The sequence below is a fragment of the Spartinivicinus poritis genome (assembly GCF_028858535.1).
Lineage (GTDB): Bacteria > Pseudomonadota > Gammaproteobacteria > Pseudomonadales > Zooshikellaceae > Spartinivicinus > Spartinivicinus poritis.
This window is the reverse complement of sequence record NZ_JAPMOU010000015.1, coordinates 118298-139981: the sequence shown is the minus strand read 5'-3', so window position 1 is coordinate 139981 and position 21684 is coordinate 118298. Positions and strand designations below refer to the sequence as shown.

Sequence of the window (21684 nt, the reverse complement as noted above, 5' to 3'; positions counted from 1 at the left end):
TTCAAATCCTCTCATAACAGTGGATTATACACATGATGCTGTATTATTGAACCTAGAAATGATTCGCGACTGGTATAGTACATAGCTTCAACAGAATAGTAAAGAAATAGTAAATATTTACATGCATTCAGCCATTTAATTAAACACTTGTACGAAAAATACAATTAGTACTGCTATACAACAACAAGTCAGGCATTACTGATGCGTCACTCAAAGCATATCGTACTGTCACAAACTGTCGTTTTTAGATGATATAGGAATATAGCATGAAGTTGGATTCAGCCAAAAAACAGGCTTAGTGAACTAGATTACACATCAACTGACTTCTAAAAACAGGGGCAAAAACTGGTGTTATTTACTTAAAATATACTTAATTTATACTTAAAGAAGAATGATTCTTAATTGCAGATGGGATGTAAGTGATTGAATCTAAAGAAGAAAAATGGTCGGAGTGAGAGGATTCGAACCTCCGACCCCCACAACCCCATTGTGGTGCGCTACCAGGCTGCGCTACACTCCGAATTGCTTCATAGCTTTGAAACAGTGGTGATAATACAGGAAATCCACTGAAGTTCAAGCGGATTTTCTATCATGATTTAGCGAGACTTTAATACAGCAAGTACTTCTTCTAACTCAGCGATCATCTGCCGTATAAGTTGTTTATACTGCGTGCGATCTGATTTTGAGTCTTCACCAGCCAGTTGATTTCTTGCCCCACCAATTGTAAAACCTTTTTCATAAAGCAGGCTTCTAATTTGTCGGATCATTAACACATCTTGACGCTGGTAATAGCGACGATTTCCTCGCCGCTTTACGGGTTTGAGCTGTTCAAACTCTTGTTCCCAGTAACGAAGCACATGGGGCTTCACCTGGCACAGCTCGCTTACTTCACCAATAGTAAAGTAGCGTTTACCAGGTATCGCTGGTAGTTCTTCATTGATGATGCTTGGTTCCAGCATATGCCTCTACTCTTGCCTTGAGTTTTTGTCCTGGTCTGAAGGTAACCACTCTTCTTGCAGATATTGGAATCTCCTCCCCTGTTTTTGGGTTTCGACCTGGCCTTTCTCGTTTGTCTCTTAAGTCAAAGTTACCAAAGCCAGACAATTTAACTTGTTCATTGGATTCCAAGGCATGACGAATTTCTTCAAAGAACAACTCTACCATATCCTTGGCTTCTCGCTTGTTAAGGCCAAGCTCTTCAAAAAGACGCTCAGCCATTTCTGCTTTCGTCAGTGCCGCCATTGGCTACTTCCTCAAACTTGCCTGAAATTTTTGCTCCAGTTCTGTGACTACTTGATCAATAATTGAGTTCACCTCTTCATCATTAAGAGTGCGCGATGGATGTTGCAACGTCAAGCCTAAAGCCACACTTTTCTGACCTGGTTCAATTCCTTTCCCTTCGTATAAGTCGAATAAAGTCAATGACTTAAGCCATTCACCCGCTTTTTCCGCAATCACTGACTTAAGCTCCTGGGCTAATACTGTTCTATCGACAATAAACGCCAGGTCTCGTCTAACTTCTGGAAATTTAGACAGTGGAACAAAGCTTGTTACTTTGCCAACACTAATTGCCTTTAAGTCCAGCTCAAAAAGATAGGCAGCATTCGGCAAATCCAGCTTCGCTTGTAGCTCCGGATGCAATGTACCTAAATGACCAGCAAGCTTTCCATTACAATAAACCGCAGCGGTTTGGCCTGGGTGCATCGAAGCATGCTTACCAGGTTTAATTTCAACTTCGGCTTCATTACCTAGTGCAAGCAGTGCTTCTACGTCTCCTTTTAGATCATAAAAATCTACTGTCTGCTTTTGAGAGTGCCAGTTCTCTGGAAGGAGGCTACCATAAATCACACCCGCTATTTTTTGCTCTTGAGCCAAGCCACTTTCGGTTTCAATAAACACTTGCCCAGTCTCAAACAACCTGACTCTTGGCTGCTGTCTATTTAAGTTGTACTGCACATTACTCAACAAACTTGGTAATAAGCTGGTTCTCATGACAGCCATGTCTGCCGAAATAGGGTTAGCCAATGGTTGAGGCTTTAAATCTGGACTAAACAGCTGCTGTAATTCTGGAGCAATAAAGCTGTAATTAATGACTTCTTGGTACCCCAAAGCCGTTAATAATTTGCGCTGTTGCTGCAATGGTGTTTTAGCTTCTGCTATTTGCGCCATCACCTGCTGACTTTGCGGTGTTGTTGTGGGCAGTTGATTATAGCCAAACACACGCGCAAGCTCTTCAATCAGGTCTTCTTCCCGCTCAATATCAAAGCGATAGCTCGGTACATCTACTACCCAATTATTTTCTTCAGCGGCTGTCACTTGCATACCAAGCCCACTTAGTATGGTTTCAACCTTTTCCTTCGCCATACCAAAGCCCAACAACCTCTCGATTCTTGCTTCTCGCAGTTTAACTTGTTGACGCGAAGGTAATTTTTCTTGCGCAACGGCCTCTGTTAATGGGCCAGGCTGACCACCACAAATTGATAAAATTAACGCAGTAGCGCGTTCTGCCGCTAGCCGTGGCAGCTCATAATCCACCCCTCGTTCAAAACGATGGGAAGAATCAGTATGCATACCATAGCGACGAGCTTTTCCCGCGATGGTAATTGGGTTAAAAAAAGCACTTTCCAGGAAAATATCTTTGGTTTTTTCTGAAACCCCAGAGTGTTCTCCCCCCATAATTCCCGCCATTGCTAATGGTCCTTTTTCATCAGCAATTAGCAAAATATCATCTTGCAGGGTTATTTCCTGGCCATCTAATAATTTTAGTTTTTCCTCTGCCTTGGCTTTTCTCACAATGATTTGACCGTGTAATTCTGCCAAGTCAAAACCATGCATTGGCTGGCCCAGCTCCAACATCACATAGTTGGTCACATCAACCACAGGATCAATACTGCGAATACCGCTACGACGTAATTTTTCTTTTAGCCATAAAGGGGTCGGCTGTGATAAATCCACACCTTTTATGACTCGGCCAATATAGCGTGGGCAGTCATCAGGTGTCTGAATTTCTATAGCAAATTTATCATCAATTTGTGGAGGCACAGGCTTAATTTCAACAGAATTAACTGACTTATTAAAGCTCACACCCACTTCACGAGCAACACCAGCAATACTTAAGCAATCAGCACGATTAGGCGTTAAATCAACATCAATGATATGATCATCTAATTGCAAATACTGACGTATATCTTCTCCAACAGGTGCATCAGCAGGTAATGCCATTAATCCATCATGATTATCAGAAATACCTAGCTCTGCTTCAGAGCACAGCATTCCGAAAGACTCTACACCTCTTAATTTGGCTTTTTTAATTTTAAAATTTTCAGGCAGTACAGCCCCAACCAAAGCAAATGGCACTTTCATTCCTGCTGTTGCATTGGGTGCACCACACACCACTTGTAGGGTTTCACTATTACCACTAGCTACCTGACACACTTTTAATTTATCAGCATTAGGGTGTGGCTCAGTACTTAAAATTTCACCGACAACAATCCCTTTAAAATCACCAGCAACAGGCTCAACCTCATCAACTTCCAGGCCAGCCATGGTGATTGTAGATACTATTTCTTCAGTTGTTGCTTTTGGGTTAACCCATTCACGTAGCCATTGTTCACTGAATTTCATCGCTTTACCATTTACAAATTAGTTATTCTGAAAACTATACGCCTTTCGTTGTTTATCAAGGCTACTTAAAATTGCTGCAAGAAATTCAAGTCATTTTCAAAAAACATCCGCAGATCATTAACTCCATAACGCAGCATAGCCATTCGCTCAACCCCCAAACCAAAGGCATAACCCGTATATTTTTCAGAATCAATTCCCACTGCCTCAAATACTTTAGGGTGAACCATGCCACACCCCATTATTTCAAGCCATTTTGTATTGCCTTTGTCGTCTGTCCCCCACTCAATATCTACTTCTGCAGAAGGCTCAGTGAAAGGGAAGTAGGACGGACGAAATCGCACTTTTAAATCACGCTCAAAAAATTCTCTCAAAAACGCTTCTATCGTGCTTTTTAAATCAGCAAAGCTAATATTTTTATCAACACAAAGCCCTTCAACCTGATGGAACATAGGAGTATGGGTCATATCAGAGTCACAGCGATAAACCTTCCCAGGACAAATTACCCTTATCGGTGGCTGATTTTCTTTCATGGTTCTAACCTGCACTGGAGAAGTATGGGTTCTCAACAGCGTATGGCTATTAAAATAAAAAGTATCGTGCATTGCCCTTGCTGGATGGTGTGAGGGAATATTCAACGCTTCAAAGTTATGATAATCGTCCTCAATTTCAGGTCCCTCAGCCACACTAAAGCCCACACTACCAAAAAATGCTTCTATCCGCTCCATGGTTTTAGTGACTGGATGTATACTACCTTTCGACTGACGCCTACCAGGCAAAGTAACATCCAGTGTTTCACTGGCTAACTTTGCATTTAACTGCTGCTGCTTAAGTAGCGCTTTATTTTCATTGATAGCCTGCTGCACTTGTTGCTTGGCTTCATTAATTTTGGCACCTGCTTGCGGCCGTTCCTCAGCACTCAGCTTGCCTAAGCCTTTTAGCAATTGGGTAATTTCACCTTTTTTACCTAAATACTGCACCCGCACCTGATCCAGTGCAGCCTCATCAGCTGCTGAGGATACATCGGCTAATGCAGCAGCAACTAATGCATTAAGATTTTCCATGGGTCACTCCGGCTATTGGTATTGGGTCTCTTATAAAAACCTTCTCAAAAATACAGTTGTGCTGCTTGTTCAGCATTTCAATATACTTAACTAGATGTACAACACTAACCACCATTTTTGGCAAGGCTTTCCTGCTTCTTAGATTTTTCATGCTCCATAAACTAAGAAAGGAGGCTTTAGCCTCCTTTCTTAGTTTCAGTCGATGTACAAATCTGGTTAGGCTAGTGCCAGCTTTGCCTTTTCGACTATCTGCGTAAACACTTCTTTATCATTAACAGCCAAGTCAGCTAAGACTTTACGGTCGATGGCAACAGAAGCTTTCTTCAGACCAGCAATAAAGCGGCTATAGGAAAGGCCGTTCATGCGGGCACCCGCATTAATACGAGCAATCCACAGTGCACGGAATTGACGCTTACGCTGACGACGGTCACGATAAGCATACTGGCCTGCTTTAGTAACAGCTTGTTTAGCTACACGAAATACTCGACTACGAGCACCGTAATAACCTTTAGCCTGCTTTAAAATTTTCTTATGACGGCGACGCGCCACAACACCACGTTTAACTCGAGGCATTCCTCACTCCTACTTAAAAAATATTGAACCCTAAGAAAAGTTGACTAGTTAGCTCGCAGCATTCTTTTTACTGCTGGTACATCAGCAGCAGCCACTGCAGAAGTACCACGTAACTGACGCTTACGCTTAGTGGTCATTTTGGTGAGGATGTGGCTTTTAAACGCACTTTTACGCTTAAAACCAGACGCAGTCTTTTTAAAGCGCTTCGCAGCACCTTTGTTGGTTTTCATCTTTGGCATAATAATCACTCCGCATTCGTGAGGCTTATAGCCTTTGCCATTTAATTGATAAAAAGTAGCAGGACTGGTTTAGACCAGTCTCACTACTTTTTCTTTTTCGGGGCTAGCACCATGATCAACTGACGGCCTTCCATTTTAGGATACTGCTCAACGGTACCAAAGTCTTCTAAGTCAGCTTCAACCCGTTTTAACAGCTCTAATCCCAATTCTTGGTGAGCCATCTCTCGACCGCGGTATCTTAACGACACCTTGGCTTTATTGCCCTCTGTCAGGAAACGTATCAGGTTGCGCAGTTTTACCTGATAATCCCCTTCTTCGGTTCCCGGGCGAAATTTAATTTCTTTCACCTGGGTTTGTTTCTGCTTTTTCTTTGCAGCCGCTTTCTGCTTTTTAAGCTCAAACAGATGCTTGCCATAATCCATTACTTTACAAACAGGTGGCTCGGCACTGCTATTGATTTCGACTAGATCAAGCGTAGCTTCTTTTGCCTTAGCCAATGCATCTGATAAATCTACAATGCCTACCTGATCGCCATCAGCTCCAATCAAACGCACCTGTTTAGCACGAATCTCATCGTTGATACGATTGGCACGTTTTTCTCTTCTGTTGTCGCGCTTAATTGTAATGTCTCCTACTTCGATTCACTCTGTAATCGGCCGCGTAATTCTATATCTGCTGACAGATGCTTGCAGAACTCTTCGATTGAGAGGGTTCCTAGGTCTTGCCCTTTTCGAGTCCTTACAGCGACCGTCCCAGCATTCATCTCTTGATCACCAACAACCAAGAGATAAGGTACTTTTTGTAAAGTGTGCTCGCGGATTTTAAAACTGATTTTTTCGTTTCTCAAGTCTGATACCACGCGATAGCCTTGATTTTTTAGTTGATCAACGACTTTCGCTGCATAGTCAGCTTGATTATCGGTAATATTTAACACCACCGCTTGCACAGGTGCCAGCCAAGGTGGCATTGCACCCTCATAGTGCTCAATTAAAATACCGATAAAACGCTCAAACGAGCCAAGTATAGCACGGTGTAGCATCACTGGAACTTGACGAGAGCCATCTTCAGCCACATATTGAGCACCCAATCGATCAGGCATTGAAAAATCGACTTGGATTGTTCCACACTGCCATACCCGACCAATACAGTCTTTTAATGAAAACTCAATTTTAGGTCCATAAAAGGCACCTTCACCAGGTAGCTCTTCCCAAACCAAGCCAGTAGCATCCAGTGCAGTGGCAAGTGCCGTTTCCGCCTGATCCCATACAGCATCAGAGCCAACTCGCTGCTCAGGACGAGTGGATAGTTTCAGAATCACTTCATCAAAACCAAAGTCTCGGTAAACAGCAAATAATAAGTCTATAAACGTGGCTACTTCTTGCTGAATCTGATCCTCAGTACAGAAAATATGTGCATCATCCTGATTAAAGTTTCTTACCCGCATCAGACCATGTAAGGTACCAGATGGTTCATCACGATGACAGCAGCCAAATTCAGCCAGACGTAATGGCAGGTCACGGTAACTCCGTAGCCCCTGATTAAATACCTGAACATGGCAAGGACAGTTCATTGGCTTTACAGCATAATCACGGCTTTCTGAATGCGTTGTAAACATCATGTCCTGGAATTTATCCCAGTGGCCCGATTTCTCCCATAACGTCCTATCAACCACTTGTGGGGTTTTAATTTCCAGGTAGCCATGATCACGTTGAACCTGTCGCATATACTGCTCAACCACTTGGTAAATCGTCCAGCCATGATGATGCCAAAATACCATACCCGGCGCTTCTTCCTGAGTATGAAATAACCCTAGTCGCTTACCTAGCTTACGATGGTCCCGTTTTTCTGCTTCTTCCAAACGATGTAAATAAGCTTTTAGCTGCTTTTTATCAGCCCAAGCAGTACCATAAATACGCTGCAACATTTCATTATTGGAGTCGCCTCGCCAGTAGGCGCCAGCCAATTTAGTGAGTTTGAAGGCCCTCAAAAAACGGGTATTAGGCACATGGGGACCACGACACATATCAGTGTATTCTTCATGATGATATAAGCCGACCGCCTTAACAGTGTCGTCCATGTCATCAATCAGCTGTACCTTATAGCTCTCATCACGATCAAGAAACACCTGTCGCGCTTCTTCCACAGGAGTCATTTTTTTAATGACAGGATAATCTTTTTTAATCAACTCACCGATTCGGGTCTCAATTGCCTGCAGATCTTCCTGAGTAAATGAGCGTTCATAAGCAATGTCATAATAGAAACCATTTTCTATCACGGGACCGATAGCCATTTTTGCTGTCGGAAACAGCTGCTTTACTGCATGGCCAACCAAGTGAGCAAATGAGTGACGAATAATGTCAACACCTTCTTCATCTTTGGCAGTAATGATTTGCAGTTCAGCATCGTCTTCGATTAGGTCACAGGCATCTTTTAGTTGACCATTGACACGACCAGCAATCGTTGCTTTAGCCAGTCCAGGACCAATTGACTCAGCGATAGCTAACACAGATACGGGTTGATCAAATTGGCGGTTACTGCCATCAGGAAGGGTAATTACAGGCATTAGATTTCCTTACTTTGTTCAGTGGTGACCCACACCAAAGGCCACATGTTTAGTTTGCTTTGTAAGGTAAACTCAGTCAGAAGACTTGTTTGTTAACTCAAACATTCAAAGCGAAACAGAAAAAGCCAGTCACTGGACTGGCCTCTTTTTAAACTTGGTAGGCGCGATTGGAGTCGAACCAACGACCTCCACCATGTCAAGGTGGCGCTCTAACCAACTGAGCTACGCGCCTGAAACGTGGGGCGTACCTTATCAATCATTTAAAAAAAAGACAACCCCTATTTTGCAATGTCATCTTGGATGAAAGTCATACTTGATAGTAATCCCGATACCACTGAACAAAACGGTCAATACCTTCGGCAACTGTTGTACTTGGCTTGTAGTCCACATCATTAACTAGGTCTTCTACATTGGCATAAGTGTCAGGCACATCACCAGGCTGTAATGGCAACAAGTTCATTTCCGCTTTTTTGCCTAGCTTGTCTTCCAAAGTACTAATGTATGTCAGCAGTTCCACTGGTTGATTGTTACCAATATTGTATACCCGCCACGGGGCTTTGGAGGTACCAGGATCTGGGCTCATACCAGTCCAGTCAGGATTTACAGTGGCTGTTTTATCAAGGGTTCTGACTACACCTTCAACAATGTCATCAACATAGGTAAAGTCACGACGATGCTTTCCATAGTTAAAAACATCTATTGGTTTACCAGCCAGAATATTTTTGGTAAATAAAAACAGCGCCATGTCCGGCCGTCCCCAAGGGCCATAAACCGTAAAAAAGCGTAACCCAGTAGTAGGTAAGCCGTATAATGAAGAGTAGGTATGTGCCATCAGCTCGTTAGACTTTTTAGTGGCTGCATACAGCGATAACGGGTGATCCACATTATGATGCACAGAAAATGGCATTTCTTCATTAGCGCCATAGACTGAACTCGAAGATGCATAAACCAGATGCTTAACCTGCTGATGCCGACAACCTTCCAAAATATTCATAAAGCCAACGATATTACTATCGATATAAGCATGGGGGTTTTCTAAAGAGTACCGAACTCCAGCCTGGGCAGCCAAGTGAACCACCTTATCAAACTGCTCTTCAGCAAATAGTTTAGCGATTCCATCTTTATCAGCCAGGTCCATTTTAACAAACTGAAAGTTAGCAGCTTGCTTCTGGTTTTCAATCAGTTTCAATCGATCCAGCTTGAGGTTAACGTCATAATAATCATTAACATTGTCCAAACCTACAACTTGATCACCACGGGATAATAAATAAAGAGCCACATGACAACCAATAAACCCAGCCGCTCCTGTTACTAAAATCTTCATATTATTGCTCAACTTGGCTTCCTACTTAATGAGACTGCCGCAAAACGATTGCGCTAATATTTTCCACCAGCTTCCTGATAGTATACAACACTTGCTTCTTACAAAAACTGCAAAACAAGGCTGTATTATTTTACGTTTTTCATACAACCTTGCCACGCCCAATAGCTTGATAGCTAAATCCCAGATCTGCCATTGTATGGGGATCATAAATATTACGGCCATCAAAAATGACAGGTTGGCGTAACCGCTGTTTCATCTGCTCAAAGTCAGGGGCACGAAATACTGCCCACTCTGTACAGATAACCAATACATCTGCATCAACTAAAGCATCGTAAGGACTATCAACCAGTGTCAGCTTCGGATTTCCCTCATAGATTAACTGTGCCTGTGCCATGGCTTCTGGGTCAAATGCCTTAACGGATGCACCCACCTGCCATAATTGCTCCATCAACAGTCGACTAGGGGCTTCACGCATATCATCTGTTTTTGGCTTAAATGCCAACCCCCATAAAGCAACTACTTTGCCACTTAGCTCCCCACCAAAGTACTGACGGAGCTTATAAAATAACACTTGCTTCTGCTTTTGATTAACCTGATCGACCGTCTCTAATAAGGTTAGAGGACTACCAGCTGTTCTGGCTGTCTGCGTAATCGCCTTAACATCCTTTGGAAAACAGGAGCCCCCATAACCACAGCCAGGATAAATAAAGTGATAACCAATTCGATGATCAGAACCAATGCCTAACCGAACCTGCTCAATATCAACACCTAAGCACTCAGCTAAATTAGCCATATCGTTCATAAAACTAATTTTGGTCGCCAGCATTGCATTGGCTGCATACTTGGTTAGCTCTGCCGCCTTAACCTCCATAAACATCATTCTGTTATGGTTACGATTAAATGGCGCATAAATTTCAGACATCACCTGTTTTGCGTTTTCTGACTCAGCACCGACTACAATTCGGTCAGGTCGCATAAAATCTGTAACAGCCGCTCCTTCCTTGAGAAACTCAGGATTTGCCACCACTTCAACGTTAGCCGTTAAGTCACGTGCCTTTAGTTGCTGAGTAATCACGTGTTTAACTTTTTCAGCCGTGCCAACAGGTACGGTCGATTTAGTAACAATAATTTTACTATCAGTAATATGACTGCCAATTTGCTCAGCTAAGCTTAATACATGCTGTAAATCCGCTGAACCATCTTCGTTGGGTGGCGTTCCTACTGCAATAAAAATAACATCTGCATAATTAAGAGACTGCAAAAAGTCGTCACTGAAAAAGAGCCGCTGACTTATATTGCGCTTTATGATTTGGGCCAGACCAGGCTCAAAAAAAGGCACCTGGCCTTGCAACAACTGCTGGATTTTTTCACGATTAATATCAAAGCAAAAAACTTGATGCCCTACATCAGCCAGGCAAGCCCCTGTTACAAGGCCTACATAGCCTGTCCCCATAATGGTTATTTTCATGAGTAATCGCTTTAAGAAAATTACAGCCTATCATCAACCCATGCTTTAGGAAGCGCACTTTTTACATCAAACAACACACCATTTGGTGCTTTTAGTGCATTAAGCTGATCTTCTGTTAGAGAAACAAACTGTTGATGCCCAACAGCTAAGATAATGGCTTGATATTCCTGCTTAGGCAGCTCTGTCATTACTTCCAACTGATATTCATGACGTGCTTCTGCAGGGTCAACCCAAGGGTCATGTACATCAACTTGCACTCCCCAACCTTGCAGTTCTGAGATGATATCAATGGCTTTGGTATTACGTAGATCTGGGCAATTTTCTTTAAAGGTCAGCCCCAAAATAAGTACTTTTGCTTCCGACAGGTTTAGTTTTCTTCCCACCATTAGCTTTAACACTCGGTTGGCAACAGTGGCACCCATTCGGTCGTTAATCCGCCGGCCAGCCAAAATCACTTCAGGGCGATAGCCAATGGACTTTGCTTTATGGGTAAGGTAGTAAGGGTCTACACCAATACAGTGGCCGCCGACTAATCCTGGGCGAAATGGTAAGAAATTCCATTTGGTTCCCGCTGCTTCTAACACTTCTAATGTATCAATGCCGATCCGCTCAAAAATCAACGCTAACTCATTAATCAAGGCAATGTTCAAGTCTCGCTGAGTATTTTCAATTACCTTCGCTGCTTCAGCTACTTTAATACAAGACGCTTTATGAGTACCTGCAGTAATAATGCTCGCATACAGTTGATCCACCAGATCAGCGACTTCAAGAGTCGATCCAGAAGTTACCTTTTTAATGGTGGTTAAGCGATGTTCTTTATCGCCTGGGTTAATTCGCTCAGGACTATAGCCTGCAAAAAAATCCTGGTTATAGGCCAGCCCGGAGCCCTGCTCTAGAATTGGAATACAGTGCTCTTCGGTTGCTCCTGGGTAAACTGTTGATTCATAGATAACAATATCACCGTTGCTGATTACTTTAGCGAGCATTTCACTGGCTTTGGTTAAAGGAGTTAAATCAGGCTGCCGATAGGCATCAATTGGTGTAGGAACCGTCACAATATAAATAGAGCAGTCTTTCAAGTCAGCTACACTCGCTGTATAACTGAGTTTATCTACCGCTTTTAGCTCTGCTGAATCCACTTCTAAGGTTTTATCTACACCATCACACAGCTCAGCAACTCGCGTTTGATTAATATCAAAGCCTACTGTGTTATAGTGCTTGCCAAACTCCACAGCTAATGGCAAACCCACATAGCCTAAGCCAATTACTGCGATTTTCCGGTCTTTTAATCGCTGATCCATGTAGTCGTTTCTCCGCCTAAAATCTAACTCATTTATCAATTAAAGGTTAAAACTGTCGGCAAGTATAATCCTAGTAGGCACTAATGACTACGCAAGCAATCTCGACCAAGCCCCAACTATTGTAAGAGTGCATTTTGCTTTAACTGATTAATGTGATCACGTACCGATGCTGCTTCCTCAAACTCAAGGTTCTTGGCATGCTCATACATTTTCTCTTCAAGCTTGCTGATTTGCGCTAATAAACTCTCCGAGCTAGCGTGCTTCACTTGATACTGCGCTTCAGGCTCAGCAACTTTCTTCTGCTGCTTGCCCTTCTTACCTTTTTTCCCTGGAATAGTGGCACCTTCAAGGATATCTGCAACGGCTTTGATCACTCCTTTTGGCGTAATGCCATGCTGTTGATTATACGCCACCTGCTTTGCTCGGCGGCGTCCAGTTTCATCAATGGCACGTTGCATGGAGCCAGTAATCTTATCCGCATACAAAATCGCTTTACCGTGAATGTTGCGAGCCGCACGACCAATGGTTTGAATCAACGAGCGATCTGAGCGCAAGAAACCTTCTTTATCTGCATCCAAAATAGCCACCAAAGCGACTTCAGGCATATCCAGACCTTCTCTTAGCAGGTTAATACCCACCAACACATCAAATACCCCCAAGCGTAAGTCTCGAATAATTTCTACACGTTCAACCGTATCAATATCTGAGTGCAAGTAACGAACCTTAACCCCATGCTCAAGAAGAAATTCTGTTAAATCTTCTGCCATTCGTTTAGTTAAGGTAGTCACCAATACTCGCTGTTGCTGCTCTACATACACACTGATCTCAGACAGCAAGTCATCAATCTGGCTGGTTGCAGGTCGAACTTCTATTTCTGGATCAATCAAACCTGTTGGCCGAACCACCAGCTCTACTTGCTGACCCTGGTGTTCTATTTCATAAGGGCCTGGTGTTGCTGATACAAAGATCGTTTGTGGGCTTTTCAACTCCCACTCTTCAAACTTCATGGGACGATTGTCAAGGGCTGAAGGTAGTCGAAAGCCGTATTCTACCAGAGTTTCTTTCCGGGACCGGTCACCACGATACATGGCTCCCACTTGCGGCACGGTTACATGAGACTCATCAATTACTAACAAAGCATCATCGGGCAGGTAGTCAAAGAGGGTTGGTGGTGGTTCACCTGGAGTCCGACCAGAAAGATAGCGGGAGTAGTTTTCAATACCTGTGCAATAACCCAGCTCTATAATCATTTCTAAATCATAGCGAGTGCGTTGCTCTAAGCGCTGAGCTTCAACCAGCTTATTGTTATTTCGAAGCTGCTCCAGCCGCTCTTTTAATTCAACTTTTATTTCTTCAACAGCATCCAACAATTTTTGTCTTGGTGTCACATAGTGGGACTTAGGGAAAATGGTGACTCGGGGAAGTTTCTGAGTAACAGCGCCAGTCAATGGATCAAAATAAGCCAGTTGGTCAATCTCTTCATCAAATAGCTCAACTCGAATGGCCTCCTGTTCAGAGTCTGCTGGAAAAATATCAATAACATCACCGCGTACTCGATAAGTTCCCCTTCGTAACTCAAGATCATTACGAGTATATTGCAGCTCTGCCAGTCGCCTTAGAATGGTACGCTGGTCAACTGTATCACCTCGATCAAGGTGCATCACCATTTTCAAATAAGATTCTGGATCACCCAAACCATAGATTGCTGAAACAGTAGCCACTATGATGGTATCAGACCTTTCTAGTAAGGCCTTTGTTGCCGAAAGGCGCATCTGCTCAATGTGGTCATTGATTGAAGCGTCTTTTTCAATATAGGTATCAGAGGTAGGTACATAAGCTTCTGGCTGGTAATAGTCATAATAAGAAACAAAGTACTCAACAGAATTATTAGGAAAAAAACTTTTGAATTCGCCGTACAATTGGGCAGCTAGCGTCTTATTATGTGCCATCACCAACGTGGGACGCTGAAGCTGCTCAATCACTTTGGCTACTGAGTAGGTTTTGCCTGACCCAGTAACCCCTAATAAAGTTTGTGAAGCCAGGCCAGCATTCACCCCTTTTACAACAGCCTTAATCGCGGAGCCTTGATCACCTGCCGGCTGAAACGTTGAAACAACTTGAAATTGCTTTGTCATGGTTCCTGAAGCCTGCTTCATCTAGTATGATGGATGAGCAAAAGATCTAAAAAGCCAGTTAATACCAATCCAATATATTGGGACTATTTTTGACTGGCAATTACCCCGAAGCGTAAACATTTTTTACGAGTGGGTATACAGGCTAGCCTGAGCAAATCAAATAGTAAACACATAAACCGATTTAAGAGGAATCAAGGTGGACGTGCAGCTCTCCCTTCGTGTCAGTGCCATCAAACCTTCCCCCACATTAGCCGTCACCAGCCGTGCAGCCGCACTACGTGCTGAAGGTAAAGATATTATCGGCCTAGGTGCTGGTGAGCCTGATTTTGACACCCCCAAACACATTAAAGATGCCGCGATTGCAGCCATTAGTGCTGGTCAAACAAAATATACCGCCGTAGATGGTACAGCCGAGCTGAAGCAAGCCATTATCAATAAACTGTCCAATGATAATCAGCTTATCTATCAGCCAAACCAGATTCTGGTTTCCTCTGGTGGCAAACAAAGCTTTTTCAACTTAGCTTTAGCCCTGTTAAACCCTGGTGATGAAGTGATTATCCCTGCTCCCTACTGGGTTTCTTATCCAGATATGGTAAAGATCGCAGAGGCCAGGCCCATCATTATCTCTACCCTGGAGGAAAACCGGTTTAAGCTCACTGCTGAACAACTATCAGCTGCTATTACAGATAAAACCCGGCTGGTTGTTTTGAATAGCCCCTCAAACCCCACCGGTGTCGCCTATACCAAAGCTGACTTAGCTGCACTCGCTGAAGTACTTCAAGCCCATCCCAAGGTGTTGATCGCCACCGATGATATGTACGAAAAAATACTGTGGAGTGATGAGCCATTCTGCAATATTGTAAATGCAGCACCTGACTTATACCCTCGCACCATTGTACTTAATGGTGTTTCAAAGGCTTATTCCATGACTGGCTGGCGGATTGGTTACGCAGCAGGGCCAGCCAACCTCATTGCAGCCATGAAAAAAATCCAATCCCAAAGTACCTCCAACGCTTGCTCTATTTCACAAGCTGCTGCAACGGCTGCACTGAGCAATTCCCAAGCGTGCGTAAAAGAAATGGTTAAAGCCTTCAAAGTACGTCATGACCTGGTAGTTGAAAGGCTCAACCAGCTGCCTGGTGTTTCCTGCATTGAAGCTGATGGTGCATTTTATGCTTTTGCCAACTTTAATGAAGCCATGAACAATAAAGGCATGAACAGTGATGTGGATTTTGCTGAGTATTTACTCGAACAGGCAAGGGTTGCTTTAGTACCAGGCTCTGCTTTTGGTGCACCTGGCTATATGCGGTTATCTTATGCAACAAGTGAAGCGATTCTTAATGAAGCATTAGACCGTATACATCAGGCGTTGTAAGAAACAGAAAAAAAAGAAAGCTCGCCAGTTGGCGAGCTGCAAGTATTTTAGGGTAGTACAAGGTTTAATCAGATTTAACACTTTGTTGTAAAAACGAATTTTAACCACCAACAAAGTGTTGACCTTCTCCTAACAAGTTATTAGTATACCACCCCGTTAGCGCTTCCCCGATAGCTCAGTTGGTAGAGCAAATGACTGTTAATCATTGGGTCACTGGTTCGAGTCCAGTTCGGGGAGCCAACTTTAACTGTTCAATTAAATAAAGCTCTTTATTTAATTAGTATTTTTCCTTCATTTTTACTCAAAGTTCCTTCACCGATCCCTTTAACTTCAAGCAGCTGTTCGATACTAGTAAAGTCGCCATGCTCGTCACGGTAAGCAATAATCGCTTTTGCTTTAGCTTCACCAATACCTGTTAACACCTCTGCAATAGTAACCGCATCGGCTGTATTAATATTTACTTCACTAGCACTTGCCCAAGTAAAGCTAGCCGCCAATACAGAAAATGCAAGGATTACAGATTTGAATAGATTTTTCATTGAGAAAGACTCCTTTCAACTATTTAATTCATGTCTAAAAGAAGTCCAAAAGATACCAAGCAAAAGTTTGTTTTTTAACCACCCTTATTTAAAATAAAGAACCAAGCCTCATATATTTTTTTGCACTAGAATAAAGATGCTTTTACGAGAATAATATTCAATTTTTTATTAATTAACTGAGCAAAAATAAAACAGCAAAAACAGTTTCACCCAATTCAGTTTAAAAATCTAATACCTGAAATAATTTAAGGGTTAGTCTATTTTTTATAAGATAGCCACCCGATAACAAACAAGTTTTCAACTAAATACCACAACTGACACCTGTGCCTTTCAAACCACAATAACCATCAGGATTTTTAGCTAAATATTGCTGATGATATTCCTCTGCATAGTAAAAATGTTTCAGCGCAGTAATTTCAGTGGTAATTTCAGCATACCCATCACGGGTCAAAGCCTCCTGATAATACCGTTTCGATTGCGCTGCTTGTTGCAGCTGTTCAGGTGAGGTTACGTAAATAGCAGAACGGTATTGAGTTCCCTGATCATTGCCCTGCCTCATTCCCTGAGTAGGATTATGAGACTCCCAAAATAACTGTAACAATTGCTGGTAGCTAACCTGGTCAGGGTTAAAGACCACTACTACTACTTCGGTATGCCCTGTCATACCTGAACATACTTCTTGGTAAGTAGGATTAGGAGTAAAACCACCTGCATATCCAACTGCTGTGGTATAAACACCCGCTAGCTGCCAAAACAAGCGCTCAGCTCCCCAGAAACATCCCAACCCAAATACAGCCTGCTGATACCCCTCAGGAAATGGTGGCATCAAAGGGTTATCCGAAACAAAGTGCTTATTGGTAATCTTCATCAATTCGTCACGACCTGGTAATGCTTGTGCTGCCGATATCATTGTAGACTTATCATGCTTTAACATTTTGCGAATCCTTACAAGTTAGACCCAATTTCACTACCACTAATCAAGGAGAGTACTCTATGACCACCCCATCCTACATACCAGAAGGTATGCCACAACTGATGCCCTATATTACAGTTAAAGACATTGAAGCTTCACTGAAGTTTTATCAAACATGTTTTGGCTTTATGCCAGCAGAAAGCCCTTTGGCTGATGGCAATACGCTGGTCCACGCAGAAATGTCCTTTCATAACGCCCGAATCATGTTAGGTAGACAAGGGGCTATGCAAAATAATAGCGTGACACCCAAGCATAGCCAGATTCAGCATGGTATCGGCCTTTATATGTACTGCCCCGATGTCAAAGCACACTATGAACAAGCAAAATCAGCAGGTGCAGAAATTATTATGGAGCCTGCCTTAATGTTTTGGGGGGATGAAATGTACTCCGTTGCAGATGCTGATGGCTATCACTGGTCATTTGGAGAGAATAAAGAGGCCTTCGACCCAAATAAAATACCTCCTGGGTTTAACGTAAAATAAACTGGTCAGTCCCAACATTTCAATCAGACCACAGAAAGCTTCCATGGGGCACAAGTAAGCTCTGCTCTCCAACATTTTTACTATGTAGCCTCTTTAAGCCCACTATAACTATAGCTGGGCTTAATAGAATTAAATCTGATAAATATATCTTTATTTTGCATAAAATGACTATCTCTTTGCTTAACTCTGACAAAAGATAGGCGTCTGTTATACTACAAATAATATGGTTAACTGGCCTAATATCAGCTCATTAAAGCGGTAGTGCTTCATCATGCCTAACTATATCTTTGCGAACAAATCCTCCTCTAATGAGCCTACTAAAAAAGCTGATACAAGCTCATCAACTACAGAAAAGTGGAAAGTGATGGTGGTTGACGATGATCTTGAAGTACACACAATCACTAAAATGGTCTTAAGTAACTTTACATTCGAAGGCTCTAAAATTGAGTTTACCAGTGCTTACTCAGGACAAGAAGCATGCCAGTTAATTGAAAAGGAATCTAATATAGCCCTGATTTTATTAGATGTCGTAATGGAAACCGATCACGCAGGTCTTGAGGTAGTTAAATATATTAGAGAAAATCTAAAAAACCCTTTTGTGAGAATAGTCCTTCGCACAGGGCAACCAGGCCAAGCACCAGAAAACGAAGTAATCATTAATTACGACATTGATGATTATAAAGAAAAAACTGAGTTAACCTCCCAAAAACTATTTACTTTAATGCGCTCCAACCTGCGCTCTTATCGGAATATCATGTCCATTGAAAAAAATAAGCAAGGACTTAGAGAAGTCATTCAATCTCTGGATAATATTTATCAATTTCGATCTCTCAATCAATTACTAACAGGTGTAGCAACCCAGCTTTGTGGGCTACTTCATTTAACTGATAATACGTTAATTATTAACAATAACCACCTTGCTACAGCAAACTTATCAGGCTCAACTGATATAAAAGTGCTTTGTGGTACAGGCTGTCATGAAACCTCAACCGGCAGCGATATTACTCAATTAGATGACAGCATCCAAACTTGTATCAAAACAGCTTTAGAAAAAAAACAAAGCATCTGTACTGAAAATGGCTACGCTTACTATACTTCACGGCATAACAATGAATTAGTCATGTATTTTTCAGGCATTAATAAAATAGATACGTTAAGTGCTATAGAAAAACATTTAATAGATATTTTTCTACATAATGTCACTACATGCTTAGAAAACTTAAAGTTGAGCGAAGAAAGTGATCAAATCCAACGTAAAATTATCAACACACTAGGCTCTGCTGTAGAAAACCGCTCCAAAGAGACCGGGGCTCATATCCAACGAGTAGCAGAATACTCAAAATTACTTGCTATAAAGTTAGGGTTAAGTGCAACAGAAGCTGAAATTGTTGAAATGGCATCCCCCCTACATGATATAGGTAAGGTAGCAATCCCCGATGCCATTTTGCATAAACCCGAAAAGCTGACTGATACCGAATGGGAAGTAATGAAAACTCATGCAGAAGCTGGCTACAATATTCTTAAAGGTGATGAATCAAGAGTATTTTATGCGGCCAGTGTTATCGCTCAGCAACACCACGAAAAATGGGATGGCTCGGGTTATCCTAATCAACTAGCCGGTGAAGATATTCATATCTATGGTCGTATTACAGCATTGGCTGATGTCTTTGATGCATTAAGTAGTAAACGCTGTTACAAAAGTCCATGGGAAATAGATGATGTACTTGGATATATAACAAAAGAGCGAGCTAAGCACTTTGACCCGACGTTGGTTGATATCCTAATAAATAACATAGATGAGTTTATCTCAATCAAAGAGCGTTACAAAGACAGATAAAATTGCTATCATAAACCATTTCTAATGATGGTCGAATAAAAGATTCAGCACAATATACATTAAAAGTCGAATTTAAATCCAAGAGTAAAGTTTATTTTGTTATCGTTTCGTTGATTAGCACTTATACCATCAGGTGAAAAGTTAACTGTTATTAACTCATCAGACAACAAGTTATTAACTGTTGCAAAGATTGTCAGTCCATTTTTTTGATATTGATAGTTAATAGCTAAATCAGCAGAATCATCAGCAATTTGCCGCTGACTAATATAGCGCAAACTAGCTCCAAGCAAGTGATTTTGAAGCCGATAATGACCTCCAATATTAACAGTTAACTCAGGTACTAACGCAGCAAAAGCATCATTATTTATACCTGTTCGGTTACCTTCGTGATTATAAGCTAAGTTTGCGTGTAAACGGGAATTCTTCAACTGAACCTGATAATCTAACTCTAGTCCTTTACGAGCAAAAGAGTCTCTATTGGTAAACAACAAAAAAGGTGGCGGAGCTGGAAACCGGGTAATAAAGTCTTCCCCTTCATAGTAATATAAATTGGCAACAAACAACTTTTCTGGTGTGACATATGAATAAGCCAGATCCAACATTTCAACAGATTCTGGCTTTAAAGAACTGCCACTGGCAGTAATGTTTGTTTCAAAATTGGGTGAGGTAAAACCGACGGAATAAAGCAACTTTAAAGATTGCTGGTTATCAATAGAGTACACTAGAGAAGTTCTTGGCGTTACTTTAAAACCTGATGCTTGATTATCTGTTGCCCTTGCTCCTACTAGAATACGCCAGTTATCCCAATGAAAATCCAACTGACCATAAACAGCGTCTTCGCGCACATCATCTGCTGAAAAAAGTAGTTCAACATCACCTGAGTTTTTTGATATATTTCTAAAGTCATCCACTTTTCGTAGTTCAGTTTCTACTCCAGCTAAATAATCCATTATTTCATTGACTTTACCCTCTGCTAAAAGCCCAGTACGAAAGCGAAAGTTATCTTGCCAACTATCATCAAATCGTGAGGTCATATCTGGTGATAAGAAGGTTGGAGCATATTGATTATAATCAGCAAACACAGATAGTGAATGTTCTTGCCAACTCCATTGGTAGTCGCCATGTAATAACAATCCTTCTGTTTTCACATCAGGCACTTTCGAGTCAATCAACGCCCCAGGTATTGGTGGTGGCGAACCAGGCATTGGAAATGGAGGAACCTTAACAATGGCTCCTTCAGTAAAATCATTAAAATATGATAAAAATACTTGTCCATGATCATGATCAAACTGAATAAAAATAGACTCAAATAACTCTTTTTGTTGATACTTATCTGGAGCAACCATCTGATTTAACTGCCTAACTTCTGCTTCATAACCCTCATCTTTATGTTGTTTTTCATAGGCAATAACAATGCTACTTCCTACTTCTTTACTATCACCAGAGGAGAAAGCATAGCGATAATACCCTGTTGAATTTACTGTAGGGTTTGAACCATAATCGACTTGAATAGAGCCGCCAGGGGTTTCTTTAGTGATCACATTTATCACCCCCGCAATTGCATTAGATCCGTAAATAACAGCGCCTGGCCCTCGTATAATTTCTATTTTATCAATAGCGGCCCAAGGAATGCCCAGGACAGGAATGTTACTGTGAGAAGGAGACCAGTATGGAACCTCATTAAGCAACACTAATATTTTGGCCCCAAAATCTGAAGCAGCCCCTCTTACCATTATTTGTGGTGTTCCAGATACATTTCGATCCACAACAAACCCAGGCACAAAGCTGATCACCTCTTTTAACGAACGCAAACCTAATTTACTCAAATCTTCTGCTGTGTAACTAGATACAACGGCTGGGGTATTAGCGATATTCTCTTGTTTTATTGAGGCAATAGATATGTCTATATTTAAAAGTTCTTCTATTGGCAGTTCATACAAGCTATCTTGATCATCATGGTTAGCCCCATTTCTAGCATATAATTCAGCTGCTAGTAGCAACAGCACTCCACCAACAAAGAAACTGCCCCTCCAGTCAATTTTTTTACTACTTATCATACAGATGCTGTTACCTATTGAAGCATGACATGCTTATAGTGTCATTACCCATTTAAATATAAACTGTCATCCCTTTATGCTATTGTTTAGCAGACATGAAAAATCTTAATTTTTTATATGCAATTTATTTAGA

18 protein-coding genes and 3 tRNA genes are annotated in these 21684 nt (G+C 41.8%); 4 read left to right on the top strand and 17 right to left on the bottom strand.

Going from position 1 to position 21684, the window contains the following annotated elements; genetic code table 11:
- Positions 1-443: 443 nt before the first annotated feature.
- The 14 genes from ORQ98_RS13480 to uvrB form a co-directional block, all read right to left on the bottom strand.
- Positions 444-520 (bottom strand) — tRNA-Pro (locus tag ORQ98_RS13480).
- Positions 521-596: 76 nt separating this feature from the next.
- Positions 597-959, bottom strand: a complete 363-nt coding sequence (locus ORQ98_RS13475) for a MerR family transcriptional regulator (RefSeq protein WP_180567962.1) — start codon at positions 957-959, stop codon at positions 597-599.
- Positions 934-1242, bottom strand: a complete 309-nt coding sequence (gene ihfA, locus ORQ98_RS13470; RefSeq protein ID WP_180567963.1) for an integration host factor subunit alpha — start codon at positions 1240-1242, stop codon at positions 934-936. The genes ORQ98_RS13475 and ihfA overlap by 26 nt, the downstream gene beginning before the upstream one ends.
- A 3-nt stretch (positions 1243-1245) precedes the next feature.
- Positions 1246-3624 carry a phenylalanine--tRNA ligase subunit beta gene (gene pheT, locus ORQ98_RS13465; protein WP_274689331.1) on the bottom strand — a complete coding sequence of 793 codons (2379 nt, stop codon included), beginning with the start codon at positions 3622-3624 and terminating at the stop codon, positions 1246-1248.
- A gap of 65 nt (positions 3625-3689) precedes the next feature.
- Positions 3690-4685 (bottom strand): phenylalanine--tRNA ligase subunit alpha, encoded by a 996-nt coding sequence (gene pheS, locus ORQ98_RS13460; protein ID WP_274689330.1) that lies wholly within the window; start codon positions 4683-4685, stop codon positions 3690-3692.
- 216 nt (positions 4686-4901) lie between these two features.
- The gene (rplT, locus tag ORQ98_RS13455) at positions 4902-5258 is read right to left on the bottom strand and encodes a 50S ribosomal protein L20 (protein ID WP_274689329.1); all 357 of its coding nucleotides are present in this window, start codon (positions 5256-5258) and stop codon (positions 4902-4904) included.
- Between the two features lie 44 nt (positions 5259-5302).
- Positions 5303-5497, bottom strand: a complete 195-nt coding sequence (rpmI, locus tag ORQ98_RS13450; RefSeq protein ID WP_180567967.1) for a 50S ribosomal protein L35 — start codon at positions 5495-5497, stop codon at positions 5303-5305.
- 83 nt (positions 5498-5580) lie between these two features.
- Positions 5581-6117 (bottom strand): translation initiation factor IF-3, encoded by a 537-nt coding sequence (gene infC / locus ORQ98_RS13445; protein WP_342455203.1) that lies wholly within the window; start codon positions 6115-6117, stop codon positions 5581-5583.
- Positions 6118-6128: 11 nt separating this feature from the next.
- The gene (gene thrS, locus ORQ98_RS13440) at positions 6129-8060 is read right to left on the bottom strand and encodes a threonine--tRNA ligase (RefSeq protein WP_274689328.1); all 1932 of its coding nucleotides are present in this window, start codon (positions 8058-8060) and stop codon (positions 6129-6131) included.
- A gap of 155 nt (positions 8061-8215) precedes the next feature.
- Positions 8216-8292 (bottom strand) — tRNA-Val (locus ORQ98_RS13435).
- A gap of 75 nt (positions 8293-8367) precedes the next feature.
- Positions 8368-9384 carry an NAD-dependent epimerase gene (locus tag ORQ98_RS13430; protein WP_274689327.1) on the bottom strand — a complete coding sequence of 339 codons (1017 nt, stop codon included), beginning with the start codon at positions 9382-9384 and terminating at the stop codon, positions 8368-8370.
- 139 nt (positions 9385-9523) lie between these two features.
- Positions 9524-10852, bottom strand: coding sequence for a UDP-glucose dehydrogenase family protein (locus ORQ98_RS13425; protein WP_274689326.1), 1329 nt, complete (start codon positions 10850-10852; stop codon positions 9524-9526).
- Positions 10853-10872: 20 nt separating this feature from the next.
- Complete coding sequence (gene tviB, locus ORQ98_RS13420) at positions 10873-12153, bottom strand: Vi polysaccharide biosynthesis UDP-N-acetylglucosamine C-6 dehydrogenase TviB (RefSeq protein WP_274689325.1); 1281 nt, start codon at positions 12151-12153, stop codon at positions 10873-10875.
- Positions 12154-12269: 116 nt separating this feature from the next.
- The gene (gene uvrB / locus ORQ98_RS13415) at positions 12270-14288 is read right to left on the bottom strand and encodes an excinuclease ABC subunit UvrB (RefSeq protein ID WP_274689324.1); all 2019 of its coding nucleotides are present in this window, start codon (positions 14286-14288) and stop codon (positions 12270-12272) included.
- Positions 14289-14484: 196 nt separating this feature from the next.
- Between uvrB and ORQ98_RS13410 the strand changes: the two genes are divergently transcribed.
- Positions 14485-15663 carry a pyridoxal phosphate-dependent aminotransferase gene (locus ORQ98_RS13410; RefSeq protein ID WP_274689323.1) on the top strand — a complete coding sequence of 393 codons (1179 nt, stop codon included), beginning with the start codon at positions 14485-14487 and terminating at the stop codon, positions 15661-15663.
- A 164-nt stretch (positions 15664-15827) separates the two neighbouring features.
- Positions 15828-15903: transfer RNA gene (locus tag ORQ98_RS13405), tRNA-Asn, on the top strand.
- Between the two features lie 29 nt (positions 15904-15932).
- Here ORQ98_RS13405 and ORQ98_RS13400 read toward each other — a convergent pair.
- A complete protein-coding gene (locus ORQ98_RS13400; protein WP_274689322.1) occupies positions 15933-16202 on the bottom strand; it encodes a ComEA family DNA-binding protein in 270 nt (89 codons plus the stop codon).
- A gap of 301 nt (positions 16203-16503) precedes the next feature.
- Positions 16504-17136, bottom strand: a complete 633-nt coding sequence (msrA, locus tag ORQ98_RS13395; RefSeq protein WP_274689321.1) for a peptide-methionine (S)-S-oxide reductase MsrA — start codon at positions 17134-17136, stop codon at positions 16504-16506.
- A gap of 59 nt (positions 17137-17195) precedes the next feature.
- Between msrA and ORQ98_RS13390 the strand changes: the two genes are divergently transcribed.
- Together ORQ98_RS13390 and ORQ98_RS13385 are read left to right on the top strand one after the other, a co-directional pair.
- Positions 17196-17657, top strand: coding sequence for a VOC family protein (locus ORQ98_RS13390; protein WP_274689320.1), 462 nt, complete (start codon positions 17196-17198; stop codon positions 17655-17657).
- A 271-nt stretch (positions 17658-17928) separates the two neighbouring features.
- Positions 17929-19494, top strand: coding sequence for a DUF3369 domain-containing protein (locus ORQ98_RS13385; protein WP_274689319.1), 1566 nt, complete (start codon positions 17929-17931; stop codon positions 19492-19494).
- A gap of 59 nt (positions 19495-19553) precedes the next feature.
- Here the strand turns inward: ORQ98_RS13385 and ORQ98_RS13380 are convergent, their stop codons facing one another.
- Positions 19554-21551, bottom strand: coding sequence for a TonB-dependent receptor plug domain-containing protein (locus ORQ98_RS13380; protein ID WP_274689318.1), 1998 nt, complete (start codon positions 21549-21551; stop codon positions 19554-19556).
- Between the last annotated feature and the right edge of the window lie 133 nt (positions 21552-21684).